This is a genomic window from Timonella senegalensis JC301 (assembly GCF_000312125.1).
GTDB classification, from domain to species: Bacteria; Actinomycetota; Actinomycetes; order Actinomycetales; family Cellulomonadaceae; genus Timonella; species Timonella senegalensis.
This window is the reverse complement of record NZ_HE978644.1, coordinates 233,280-245,678: the sequence shown is the minus strand read 5'-3', so window position 1 is coordinate 245,678 and position 12,399 is coordinate 233,280. Positions and strand designations below refer to the sequence as shown.

The 12,399-nt window shown below is 61.8% G+C and carries 12 protein-coding genes; 8 read left to right on the top strand and 4 right to left on the bottom strand.

Annotated features, from left to right (window positions below; genetic code table 11):
• On the bottom strand, nt 1–832 hold an 832-nt coding region (locus tag HGSM_RS14660; RefSeq protein ID WP_019148978.1), incomplete at its 3' end, for a glycerophosphoryl diester phosphodiesterase membrane domain-containing protein.
• Between the two features lie 393 nt (nt 833–1,225).
• Between HGSM_RS14660 and gndA the strand changes: the two genes are divergently transcribed.
• Together gndA and HGSM_RS11810 are read left to right on the top strand one after the other, a co-directional pair.
• On the top strand, nt 1,226–2,674 hold the full coding sequence (gene gndA / locus HGSM_RS11815; RefSeq protein ID WP_019148977.1) for an NADP-dependent phosphogluconate dehydrogenase: 1,449 nt from the start codon (nt 1,226–1,228) through the stop codon (nt 2,672–2,674).
• 245 nt (nt 2,675–2,919) lie between these two features.
• Nucleotides 2,920–5,115: a heavy metal translocating P-type ATPase gene (locus HGSM_RS11810; protein ID WP_019148976.1), complete on the top strand. Its 2,196-nt coding sequence runs from the start codon at nt 2,920–2,922 to the stop codon at nt 5,113–5,115.
• Here HGSM_RS11810 and HGSM_RS11805 read toward each other — a convergent pair.
• The 3 genes from HGSM_RS11805 to HGSM_RS11795 are packed head-to-tail and all read right to left on the bottom strand — an operon-like array spanning nt 5,112 to nt 6,333.
• On the bottom strand, nt 5,112–5,660 hold the full coding sequence (locus HGSM_RS11805; RefSeq protein WP_019148975.1) for a hypothetical protein: 549 nt from the start codon (nt 5,658–5,660) through the stop codon (nt 5,112–5,114). The two genes, HGSM_RS11810 and HGSM_RS11805, sit on opposite strands and share 4 nt — an antisense overlap.
• Entirely contained in the window at nt 5,653–5,955 is a 303-nt protein-coding gene (locus tag HGSM_RS11800) for a YgaP family membrane protein (RefSeq protein ID WP_019148974.1), read from the bottom strand. The genes HGSM_RS11805 and HGSM_RS11800 overlap by 8 nt, the downstream gene beginning before the upstream one ends.
• Before the next feature lie 6 nt (nt 5,956–5,961).
• Entirely contained in the window at nt 5,962–6,333 is a 372-nt protein-coding gene (locus HGSM_RS11795) for a thioredoxin family protein (RefSeq protein WP_040595142.1), read from the bottom strand.
• Nucleotides 6,334–6,445: 112 nt separating this feature from the next.
• Between HGSM_RS11795 and HGSM_RS11790 the strand changes: the two genes are divergently transcribed.
• The 6 genes from HGSM_RS11790 to HGSM_RS11765 form a co-directional block, all read left to right on the top strand.
• Nucleotides 6,446–6,946: a MarR family winged helix-turn-helix transcriptional regulator gene (locus HGSM_RS11790; protein WP_019148972.1), complete on the top strand. Its 501-nt coding sequence runs from the start codon at nt 6,446–6,448 to the stop codon at nt 6,944–6,946.
• Nucleotides 6,947–7,144: 198 nt separating this feature from the next.
• Nucleotides 7,145–7,930 (top strand): GTP pyrophosphokinase, encoded by a 786-nt coding sequence (locus tag HGSM_RS11785; RefSeq protein WP_019148971.1) that lies wholly within the window; start codon nt 7,145–7,147, stop codon nt 7,928–7,930.
• 134 nt (nt 7,931–8,064) lie between these two features.
• Entirely contained in the window at nt 8,065–8,541 is a 477-nt protein-coding gene (locus tag HGSM_RS13885) for a DUF4190 domain-containing protein (protein ID WP_019148970.1), read from the top strand.
• A 486-nt stretch (nt 8,542–9,027) separates the two neighbouring features.
• Entirely contained in the window at nt 9,028–10,821 is a 1,794-nt protein-coding gene (locus tag HGSM_RS11775) for a YhgE/Pip domain-containing protein (RefSeq protein WP_019148969.1), read from the top strand.
• 339 nt (nt 10,822–11,160) lie between these two features.
• The gene (locus tag HGSM_RS11770) at nt 11,161–11,871 is read left to right on the top strand and encodes a DsbA family protein (protein WP_019148968.1); all 711 of its coding nucleotides are present in this window, start codon (nt 11,161–11,163) and stop codon (nt 11,869–11,871) included.
• Nucleotides 11,872–11,876: 5 nt separating this feature from the next.
• Nucleotides 11,877–12,399: cytochrome c biogenesis CcdA family protein (locus tag HGSM_RS11765; protein ID WP_040595140.1), on the top strand; the 523-nt coding region annotated here is incomplete at its 3' end.

Sequence of the window (12,399 nt, the reverse complement as noted above, 5' to 3'; positions counted from 1 at the left end):
CCGCGAGCGCCGCTATCTGAACCACACCCAGGAGAAGCCCGGCCAGCCCAAGCGCACCCGCGCTGCTGGATCCTTCGAGACCAGCTACAGACCAGGCGAGCACGTTCACGAGCCCGTTGCCCAGGAGACTCAGGAGAGCGGGGAGGAACAGCATGGGCAGGAGCAGGATCAACGACCACACCTTCATGCGCTTCCAACTGCGCGTGAGCGCTCCCATGAAGCTGACGTCCGAGGTAACCAGGTAGGGCACTGTGAGGATCAGGCGGAGATTGACCCAGGTGATGGCGAGTAGGAACGCGCCGTACACGATGACGCCGCCGTTGAACTTCAGCAGTTCCGAGATCACGAACTCGGGGACGGCAATGTCAACCCCCACGGAACGGACCATTGCGAGGCCGCCGAGGGGCAGGACGAGGAACACATACAGGATGGTCAGGAGTTTGGCTGCCCGTGACCGTTCGACAACCCCAAGTGCTCCCTCGTAGGCGCACGCGATGAGTTCCCTCAGCGTGTGCGCGTCGTCCGCGTGATGTACGGTGGCAACCCAGAATGCCACCTGGAAGATCGCAATCGCACTGCCAAGGAGCAGGAGCGAACCTCCCACCAAGATGGACCATGGGTCCACCAGCAGTCCGGTGACGTTGGAGGCGACAATCGCGCCCGCGCCAATACCGTGGATCGCAAACCGGAGGATCCACTGCCCTGCATAGAGGGACAGTGCGGTGATGGCAAAGATCGCGAGGAAGATCAGGAACAGCCACGCTACGCGTGGGTAGGCCATTCGGTGGCGGAGTTCGCCGAGCGCTCTGGTCAGGGGCCGCTGTGTTGGCACGCCAAGCCGTCCTTAAGTATGGGAGCCAGTCCGCCGACTCCCCTGGGTTGGTCACCACGTTTGGGAGCCGGTCTCGGGCTCCCCTGGTTTGGTCACGTCAGTTTATTGCGAATGCCAGAACACGCTATCTCGACCTGCCGTTCACACGGACCAACCGCAGGTGAGAGTGGGAAAGGAACCAAGATCGTCGAGAATCTGGCGTGTACAACCGATTAAATCAGACTTATACTGGTGTCTGTATCCGAGATGTGCCATCGCCGCATGGCGGCGACAATGAGAATGCGGGTGCCAACCACCAGGCGCGCGTCCCTCACCGAGACGCGGCCCACCACTCTCTAGCGCATACGAGTGCCGTCCAACAACGTACCGGCACACCACTTCAAAGGAGCATTTGTGTCTGAAGCACAGGCAAACATTGGCGTCGTCGGCATGGCCGTGATGGGCTCGAACCTGGCCCGCAACCTCGCTAGCCGCGAGGGAAACACCGTAGCGATCTTCAACCGTTCCACGGAAAAGGCGCACGCGGTTGCCGAGGCGCACCCAGAAGCAGGCTTCATCGTTGCTGACACCATGCAGTCATTCGCCGACTCGCTGGCCAAGCCACGCACCGCGATCATCATGGTCAAGGCCGGCGGCCCAACTGACGCCGTGATCAACCAGCTCGTCGAGGTCTTCGAGCCAGGCGACATCATTGTGGACGGCGGAAACGCACTGTTCACCGACACCATCCGCCGCGAAGCAGCCGTCCGCGAGACCGGAATCCACTTTGTGGGTGCGGGCATCTCCGGCGGCGAAGAGGGCGCACTCAACGGCCCATCGATCATGCCAGGCGGAACCGAGGAATCGTACAAGACCCTCGGCCCAATCCTCTCCTCCATCGCGGCGGTTGCCGAGGGTGAGCCATGCGTGACCCACGTGGGCACCGACGGCGCCGGCCACTTTGTCAAGATGATCCACAACGGCATTGAGTACGCAGACATGCAGCTCATCGCTGAGGCCTACGACCTGCTGCGCAACGTGGCCGGCCTGTCTGTTGAAGAAATCGCCGACGTCTTCACCGAGTGGAACAAGGGCGAGCTCGAGTCCTACCTCATCGAGATCACCGCAGAGGTACTGCGCCAGAAGGACGCCGACACCGGCAAGCCACTTGTTGATGTCATCCTCGACGCAGCCGGCTCCAAGGGCACCGGCGTGTGGACCGTTCAGACAGCACTCGGACTGGGCGTTCCGGTTTCGGGCATCGCGGAAGCGGTCTTTGCCCGCGCAGTTTCCTCCAAGCCAGCCCAGCGCGCCGCAGCCACGGACCTTCCCGGCCCATCAAGCGTTGCCGCAATCGAGGACAAGGCCGCGTTCATCGAGGACGTTCGCCAAGCTCTGTACGCCTCCAAGATCATCGCCTACTCGCAGGGCTTCGACGCCATCATCGAGGGCGCCAAGGAGTACAACTGGGACATCAAGAAGGGTGAGGTCGCACGCATCTGGCGCGCAGGCTGCATCATTCGCGCCCAGTTCCTGAACCGCATCACCGAGGCGTACGCGGCAGACCCAGACCTGGTCCTGCTCGTTGCAGCTCCTTACTTCAAGGACGCCGTAACCAAGGCCGAGGGCGCCTGGCGCCGCGTGGCCATCAAGGCCATCGAGTCCGGTATCCCATCGCCTGCGTTCTCGTCCTCGCTAGCCTACTACGACGGCGTCCGCGCCGACCGCCTCCCAGCCGCACTGGTCCAGGGCCAGCGCGACTTCTTTGGTGCGCACACCTACAAGCGCATCGACAAGGAAGGCACCTTCCACACGCAGTGGTCCGGTGACCGCACCGAGATCACGGCTGAGGACACGCACTGAGTCAGATCGCTCTGGTCTGACTGATTGAGTCTGACTGATTGAGTCTGACTGATTGAGTCTGACTGATTGAGGCGGGCGCTCTCCCTTACGGGAGGGCGCCCGCTCTTTATTTCGACGATTCTGGTTGCGTTCGCACTGCTTGTTCGGGCTCTGCAGGGCGGTCTGGGAATAACTCCCCCGCTCTTTCCAGTTGCACCGCATACCCCCCTGGGGTATATGTGGAGTAGGAAAGGCTGGAGGAGACAATGAGTAACCCACATGAACATTCCGCACACACTGGTTCGCGCCAGACCGTGTCCCACGAGGGACACGGTGGTCATGAAGCCCGCGAGGGAATGGAGGGCACTGACCACTCGAGCCACGCTGGAATGGACCACGCTGGCCACCAAGGCACGGAGCACTCTGCCCACGCCGGGCATAGCGGCCACGAGGGCCACGAAGGTATGGACCACTCGGCCCACGCCGGGCATAGCGGCCACGAGGGCCACGTGGCCCAGTTCCGCCAGCTCTTCTGGATCATGCTTGCGCTTGCCGTACCCGTGGTCGCCTTCAACGACATGTTCGCGATGCTCCTTGGGTACGAGCTTCCCCACGGAGGCTGGGTCAAGTGGGTCTCCCCGCTCCTGGGCACCGTCATGTTCTTCTGGGGTGGTCGCCCGTTCCTCACCGGGGCGTTGGACGAGATCAAGTCGCGCAAGCCCGGCATGATGCTTCTCATCAGCCTCGCCATCACGGTCGCGTTCACCGCGTCGTGGGGTGCAACCCTCGGCATCTTGCACCACGACCTCAACTTCTGGTGGGAGCTCGCGCTCCTCATCGTGATTATGCTGCTCGGCCACTGGATTGAGATGCGCTCGCTTGCCCAGACTCGGTCGGCCCTGGATTCTCTCGCCGCGCTCCTGCCAGACACCGCGGAGCGAGTCGTGGGAGACGACACGGAGGAGGTTGCGCCCTCCGACCTTCGCGTTGGGGACGTGGTTATTGTCCGTCCCGGAGCCTCCGTCCCCGCCGACGGAATAATCACCGAGGGATCCGCAAGCATGGACGAGTCCATGATCACCGGCGAATCGGTGTCCGTGCGCCGCGAGCGTGGAGACAAGGTAGTAGCCGGAACCGTGGCCACAGACTCGGGTCTGCGCGTTGAGGTCACGGCGATCGGGGACGACACCACCCTCGCCGGCATCTCCAAGCTCGTGGCCGATGCACAGGCTTCTAGTTCCCACGCTCAGCGCCTCGCGGACAGGGCCGCCGGCTGGCTGTTCTGGTTTGCTCTGGGCGCCGCAGTGATTACCGCGATTGCCTGGACCGTGGCGGGCGTGCCCGACAGCGCGGTGATACGAACGATTACGGTTCTGGTCATCGCGTGCCCTCACGCGCTGGGTCTTGCAATTCCTCTTGTGGTCTCGATTGCCACGGAGCGTGCGGCCAAGGCCGGCATCCTAGTCAAGGACCGCCTGGCGCTGGAGTCAATGCGCACCGTTGACGCAGTCCTCTTTGACAAGACCGGAACCCTGACGGTGGGCGAGCCCTCGGTCACGGGTATTGAACCTGTACACGGCTACACGCAGAACGAGGTCCTAGAGCTCGCGGCCGCCGCCGAGTCCGATTCTGAACACCCGCTGGCCAGAGCGATCGTAAGGGACGCGCAATCCAGGGACCTGACTCTCCCCCGCGCCAGCGACTTCTCCTCGTCGCCTGCGGTGGGCGTCACGGCATCGGTGAACGGCCACCAGGTTCGCGTGGGTGGCCCGCACCTGCTCAGCGAGGAAGACGCCCAAGAACTAGGAATCGCTGAGGCGTGGCGCGGCGAAGGCGCCATCATCCTGCACGTGCTGCGAAACGGCCAACCCATCGGAGCCCTGCGCCTAGCGGACGAGGTGCGGCCCGAGTCCCACGAGGCAGTCGCCGCACTCCACGAGCGCGGGATCGAGGTCGTCATGATCACGGGTGACGCCGAGGCAGTAGCCCACAAGGTTGCCGCCGACTTGGGGATTGACCGCGTGTACGCGGGGGTTCGCCCCGAGGACAAGGCCGCCAAGGTCCAGGAGCTTCAAAAGGAGGGCAAGAAGGTTGCCATGGTGGGCGACGGCGTGAATGACGCCCCCGCGCTGGCCGCCGCAGATGTAGGAATCGCAATTGGCGCGGGAACGGACGTCGCGATCGGCTCAGCCGGGGTTGTCCTAGCCTCCGACGATCCACGCGCAGTGGTTTCGGTGGCAACCTTGTCCCAGGCCGCCTACACCAAGATGAAGCAGAACCTGTGGTGGGCAGCTGGGTACAACCTCATCTCGGTTCCCCTTGCCGCCGGCGTGCTCGCTCCAGTTGGGTTTGTGATGCCCATGTCCGTGGGAGCGATCCTGATGTCGCTATCCACCATCGTGGTCGCACTCAACGCCCAGCTGCTGCGCAAGGTGGATCTGACACCCACGCACGCTGACTAGTTGCAGCTGTATTCCTTGCGCACCCGCACCACGAACGCCCACGCAAGAAGGAGGGTGGCGCCCACGGCGAGGTACGGCTGGACAGGCTCGAAGAACTGGATCGCGCCCGAGTATCCCAGCGCGAGCAGGACCAACTTGTTGCACACCGGGCAGCCCACGGCAAAGAAGGTAGCGAACCCACCGATTACGCTGAGTTTGCCACCCTTAGCCTCCAGCGCGGCAGCGTCCTTGCGGCGCACATACGTGGCAGCCACCAGACCCGCCAGCACCGCGTTCGCGATAAGCGAGGGCCACGCCCAATCAGTAGGAGGGATCTCGCGCCCGAACCACGGATTGGGGATCAGAACGGTGGGGATTCCCACGAACAGAATGGTGCCGATTGCCGTTGCCACGGCAACGACCCAGCGGCGGGCCTCCCAGCCTCGCAACTCTCGTCCGACCTGCCGGAACAGGCCCACCTGCTCTGGCAGGATCTGCTGAATACCGGCGGGATTGAATACGTCGCCCAGCGGCCCTGCTGGTGCGGAAGGTGTTGAATCAGGCACGTGAATCGTCGGCAATCTTGTTCTGGCCAGCAGCACTAACGTGCTGCTCCATCGGATTTTCGACGATTGACTCGCCCTGATCCTGCTGGTGCGGCGCGGTGGTTGGCGAGCAGGAGGAACTGAACGGGATGTAGCACTTTCCCGTCAAAACGGAACGAGCCAGCACGCCGACCGCTACCAGCAGGGGGATTGCGAGTAGCGGCCGCGAGAGTTCATCAATCGCAACCCCGAGGATCATGAGGGCAACAACTGCGCGGATGACTCTCTCGAGCGTGCCGGCCTTGGAGGTACACAAGACTAGCTATGCATCCTTGGCTAGTGCTGCGTTGATGTCAGCCTTGACCGCGTCCATGTTGGTTGTCCGAATGGACTCAAGCAGCGTGTCCAGGGTGCGCCCGTTGAGGATGCCCGCCTTTTCATACATCACGATGCCGTCGCGGAAGACAATGACACTGGGAATCGATCGGATCTTGAAAGCCGCAGCAAGCTCCTGCTGCTCATCGGTGTTGACCTTGCCAAACACAACATCGCTGTGGCGGCTGGCAGCCGCTTCGAATACTGGTGCAAACTGGTTGCACGGCATGCACCAGGGAGCCCAGAAGTCGAGGATCGCGATGCCCTCGGTGGGCACCTGAGCGCTGAAGTTCTCTTTAGTAATCTTGATCGGTTCCACACCCACACGATACCCCCTGGGGTATTGCAAGGACAAGCAATGCGACACACTCCACTCACTTCTCCATTTAGGTTGGCGGTCAAGTATCTTGACGTCAAGGTAAAGTGGCAGCATGGAGATCAAAGACGAAGTCGATCGCATCATCGCGGCCTGGCAGGTTGAGCGACCAGATCTGGACGTCACACCACTGGCCGTGCTGTCCCGGATCTCCCGACTCGACCGCCACCTCGACAAGTCCCGCCGAGCAGCATTTGCGGCCAACCACCTCGAACCCTGGGAGTTCGATGTGCTCTCCGCGCTCCGCCGCGCAGGCGAGCCCTACACTCTGTCCCCCGGTGCTCTCGTGACCCAAACCATGGTGACCTCGGGGACCATGACTAACCGCATAGACAGGTTAGAGGGCCGAGCACTCGTCATTAGACGCCCGTCCCCCGACGACCGGCGAGCTGTTCTTGTTGAACTCACAGACCCCGGTCGCGAACTTGTGGACTCCGCGTTTCACGCGCTGCTCGAGATCGAGCACCACGTGCTTGAAGTCCTCACAGACTCTGACCAGCACAGCCTGGCGGATATGCTTCGACGACTCACAAGACAGTTCGAACAACTGTCCTGACTAGAAGATTGCTTGGCCACTGCATCCAGTGCGATTGCACCGGCGCATACTTATTTGTGCGCTGAAGTGGTGCGGCGCTGGAGTATGGGCGGCGCGTGCGCCACGAACATGCCGGATTCCGCTCGTCGCTTAGTCCTAGGTGCCCGCATTTATCTCGGCGATAATGGTTGAGAATCATACTCGTCCTAGGGAACTGCTGTGAGCCTGCCACCGATCACCCAACTCCGTGAACTCCGCCGCGACGTTCAGGAAAACCTCCTGCACTTCAAGTTCGGAATGGACGAGGTCCTCACCAAGATCAACATCCTGCGAGAAGAATTCGCGCACGTTCACGAGTACAACCCGATCGAGTCGGTTTCATCGCGACTCAAGACCCCGGCCTCCATCGTGGAGAAGATCGTCCGAAAGGGCTGCTCCTACACTCCCGAGGACCTCGCCGTACACGTCCGTGACATCGCAGGCATCCGCATCACCTGCTCTTTTGTCCAAGACATCTACAAGATTAAGGAACTCCTGCTCGGGCAGAAGGACATCACGCTCGTGGACGAGCGGGACTACGTCAAGTACCCCAAGGAAAACGGGTACTCGAGCCTCCACCTGATTGTCACCGTCCCTGTCTTCCTCTCCAGCGGACACAAGGACGTCATGGTCGAGGTGCAGATCCGCACGATCGCCATGGACTTCTGGGCAAGCCTTGAGCACAAGATCCACTACAAGTACCAGGGTGCCGTACCTGAGCAGCTCGAGAGCGAACTCAAACTCGCAGCCGAGATCGCAACCCGACTCGACTACAAGATGCAGAGCCTGCATGAGCAAGTCCAGGCGATGGCCGAGGATGAACCGTCCAACTCTGAAACAACAGTCCTCGACGCTCTCGACAAGCTGGTCCTCATGGCTCTCCAAAACAAGCGAAACGACGAGGCAAGTTCGCTCAAGATGGCGCAAGAATCCGAGGAGGAAGCGGAAGCACCAGCGCGACCATAGGGCGATTTGCCCAAAGGGCTTGGAACAGCGCTCCTACCGTGCGAAACTCATGACTAAGGTAAAGCCGAGCCGCCCATACGCGTCTCCGCCCGCTGCCAGCTGCACCTCCGCACTCCGCTAACAAAGAGGTAGACATGAGCAATAACGACCCAAGCAACCCATACGGCACGCCCGCTCCCGACAACGGATCCAACACCTACGGAGCCCAGCCTCCGACTACGCCGCAGTACGGAACCAACGATGGTTTCCAAGGGCAGAACCAGTACGCAGGGCAGGACTCATACACAAACGCCCCGGCATACGGAAGCCCACAGTTCCCCGGATCACCCACCTACGCGGGCCAAGATCAGTTCGCCGCACAAGCCCAGGGCCAGGCCGACGCTAAAACTTCACTGATTTTGGGTCTCGTGGGACTCTTCGCGCTCGGCATTATTCTGGGGCCAATGGCTATCCACTACGCAAAGAAGGCAGAGCGTGTTGGAGTTCCAGCCACACCTGGCAAGGTGCTGGGCTGGATCTCCGTCATTCTCTTTATCCTTGGGGTCGTTTTCTTCATTATCCTCATTGCTGCGGGAAGCGCTGGCTTCATGGACCTGGACACTAACTACTAGAACCAAAGGTTCGCAGCCGCTCTATCTAACATGCATGCGAAGGCGGGCCACACCTATTAGGTGTGGCCCGCCTTCGCATGCACGAGGCCTGTCCGCCGATGAGCAAGTGTCTAATGCTGGGGAGTGGGCACGATCGCCGAAAATACGGAAAAAAAGTATCCAGGCAGGTGCGAAATGCGTCTCAGAGTGTGGGAGCTTTACACCCAAAATAGTTCTTTGAGCAGGTAGGAAACCCGCCCCGCGCGACTACCGGCCACCCACGGCCAAAAGCCGAAACCGCAGGTACTAGGTACCTTAAGTCCCGCAAAGTGGGAAGAACTCGCGGTGATTCTTCTGCGACGAGCCACGACACGCAGCAAACCGGGAAGTTCTAACGCTTGCAATGAACTCAAATTTCTCCATACGCTAGGCCCGCTCCGCCCCGTGGTTGTTGAGGGGCACCACGGAACCAGCAATGAAGCAGGTTCACACTTCGGAGGGTCACTTATGTCGACACCATCTACTGCCGCGCGGACAAGTAAGTTCGCGGCAATCTTGCCTTGGGTCCTCTTTGGACTCACGGCAATCGCATTCTTTGTACTACTCGGGCTCATCGCATCCGGTGCAACCCGAATCAACCAGGGCGCTGGTGCTCTCCACGACGGATCCGGAAAGCTCGCAGCCGGAATCGGACAGCTCGACGACGGCGTTTCCCAACTAAAGGCAGGCTCGGGCGAGGCTTCGACCGGTGCCAAGACACTTGCCGACGGCGCCGAAACCGCAGCGGACGGCGTGGACGAGTTCGTCCTCGGTGTGGGCACGGCCGGCGCGGGCGCGCAGAAGCTCGGAGAGGGTATCAATACCGCAGCTAAGGGTGTCGGCGATTACACCAACGGCGCGGACCGCCTCAGCGCTGGCGCGCGAGAGCTCAACGCGGGTATCAACACCGCCACAAACGGCGTCAACGCCTACATCAACGGTTCCAACAAGCTGGGCGCAGGTGCAACTGAGCTAGCGGGCGGCGTCAACAAGGTCGCTGGCGGGGTGGACACCTACGTTGGTGGCGTCAACGAGGTGGGAGCAGGATTCTCGGAACTCGCCGCGGGCATCGGCGATCTCGACAAGGGGGCCAGCGACCTCAAGGCGGGTGGCAACAAGCTCTCCGAAGGTCTGGGTGACCTCGACAACGGCGCAGGACAGCTCGCCGATGCGGCCTCGGCAGTAAACTCCGGCGTGGGCAAGGTCAACGACGCACTCGACACCGCAGTGGCACTTGGCGGCGGCGTGAACAAGGCACTCACCGGCACGAGCGACGCACTCGGCGCAGCACAGGCGGAGCTTGGCAAGATCGACGCCTCTGCACTCAGCCCTGAGGAGCAGAAGGCGCTCGGAACCGCGCTCGCGTACCTCGCGGGCGCCAAGTCACAGTTCTCTGCAACTGGGTCCCAAAACCCCGCCACGATGAACCTTGCTGACGCGGCGGGGACGCTCAACTACGTTGTTGGCGGCATCAAGGCCAACTTCGTGGGAAGCAGCTCCATCCCAACCGAAAAGACCCTCATGTACGGCGCAGGCGCGGTAGCCAAGGGCTCCGGCGACCTCAAGGCTGGAACCGAGGCCGCAGTGGCAGGTGTGGGCGAGCTCAACGCAGGCATCACCAAGCTCAAGGCAGGTTCAGGAAAGCTGACCGCGGGCGCTGGCCAGCTGACCGCCGGATTCGGACAGTTGAGCGCAGGCGGGTCGGAACTGACCACCGGTGTTGGCCAGCTGCAGGCCGGCGCGGGCGCACTCAAGAACGGCGCTGCCGAGCTTAAGGCCGGAGGGAACACACTGTCCGCAGGTGCATCGGACCTGCGCGCGGGCGGTTCACAGCTTGCATCCGGTGCGAGGGAACTCAGCTCCAACAGCGCGGCTCTGCGTAACGGCATGGGCCAGCTCCAAGACGGCTCCAAGCGGCTGAACGAGGGCTTTGACAAGCTCGACGCCGGCGGCAAGAAGCTCGGTGAGGGTATGGCTGCACTCTCCACAGGTGCCTCCGACCTCAGCACGGGCCTCGGCGCCCTCGACACCGGTGCCGGTGAGCTCCAGAACGGTTCAACCCAGCTGCGTGACGGCGTGACCACCCTGCAGGCCGGAAACACAGAGCTCAAGGCCGGCACCGAGGACATGGCCTCGATGACCCAAAAGCTCAGCCACTCAGGCTCGATCGGTCTGCCGATCCTCATCGGCGCTGGGCTCTTGGCACTGGCCGCACTGGCAGTGGCACTCATGCGCAGGCTCAAGGGTGACGCGATCGAGTAACCACGTGTAGCACGGCAAACACAACGAGGGGCGGTCCCAAACCAACGGTTTGGGACCGCCCCTCGTTGTGGTGCGTACTCCCCAGGTGATCGTTGTGCTCTCGCACTCCACCAAAACCAAGTCGATCGACGCCGTGCCCATGAAATTGCGGACATTGCTAGGGCTTTTCGCCTGGGTACATCACGGCACAGCTCACCACCTGTGGCGCTTCTCCACTATCACGCACGCTCCAATCTCTGCGATAGTGGATGTTCGTGCCCGCGACAGTACAGGAGAAACGCAATGCCCGGCGAGACCACGAACAGCCCTAGGACGTCAAAAAGCTCGAGGCTATCGTGGGTGATTCCGGTGATTGTTCTGGCGGTCGCCGCCGCACTCATCGCCGTGATTATTTCGACGATGGGGAAGGATACCCCGGCTAGCGGGTCCTCGCCTGAACCCTCCACCACCGGAAGCGGTTCTTCAGCGCCAACTGCCGTGCAGAACCCCGAGATCCCTGACCTCACCGAGTTCGAGACTCGGGATGAAAAGGACCTCCTCGCCGCCGGCCCCGTTGACGCACCCGTGACTCTCGTGGTGTTCTCCGACTACCAGTGCACGTTCTGTGCCAAGTGGAGCGGCGAGACTTTGCCGCTCATGATGGAGCACGTCGAGGCGGGAGACCTACGCATCGAGTGGCGCGACGTAAACGTCTTTGGTCCAGCATCCGAACGCGCAGCCAAGGCCTCGTACGCAGCAGCACTACAGGGCGCCTTCTGGGAGTATCACGATTCACTGCTGCCTGACGGAAAGACCCGATCTGAGCAGGAGTTGAGTGAGGAATCGCTCATCGCTCTAGCCGGAGAGTTGGGACTGAATGAGGAAAAGTTTGCCGCGGACCTTGTTTCACAGGACACCGCCACAGTGATCTCCGCAAACCAGCAGTTCGGGTTTGACCTAGGGGCCACCTCGACACCCGTGTTCATCCTAGGCGGCCAGCCACTCGTCGGCGCACAGCCCAGCGAGGTATTCGAGAACGCCTTCCAGAACGCGCTCAGCGCGGCTAAGTAGCTCACATGGATATCGGACTGCTTGCAGCATTTGCGGGTGGAGCACTTGCGCTCCTCAGCCCCTGTGCAGCGCTGCTCATGCCTGCATTCTTTGCCTCCACCGTAGGTACGGGGCCCAAGTTGCTGTTGCACGGCTCTATCTTCTACCTCGGCCTTCTCGTGGTCTTGGTTCCCTTGGGTGTCGGAGCCGGCGCTCTGGGGACGCTCTTTGTGGTGCACCGGCAGGCAATCGTGCTCGTGGCGTCACTCGTACTCATAGTGCTGGGCGCTGCTCAAGCACTGGGCTTCGGTTTCGACCCATCGCGACTTCTACCGTCTGGCGCTAACCTGCACACCCGGGCAGCGTCCACGACGGGCTTGGTCAAGACGTTCCTACTGGGAGCGGCTAGCGGAATCGCAGGCTTCTGTGCTGGTCCCATCCTCGGCGCTGTGCTCACGTTGGCGGCAGCTCAGGGCAATACGGTCGCAGCGGGTGTCATGCTCGCCGTCTACGGAGCCGGGATGGTTGTTCCCCTGCTCCTGATAGCGG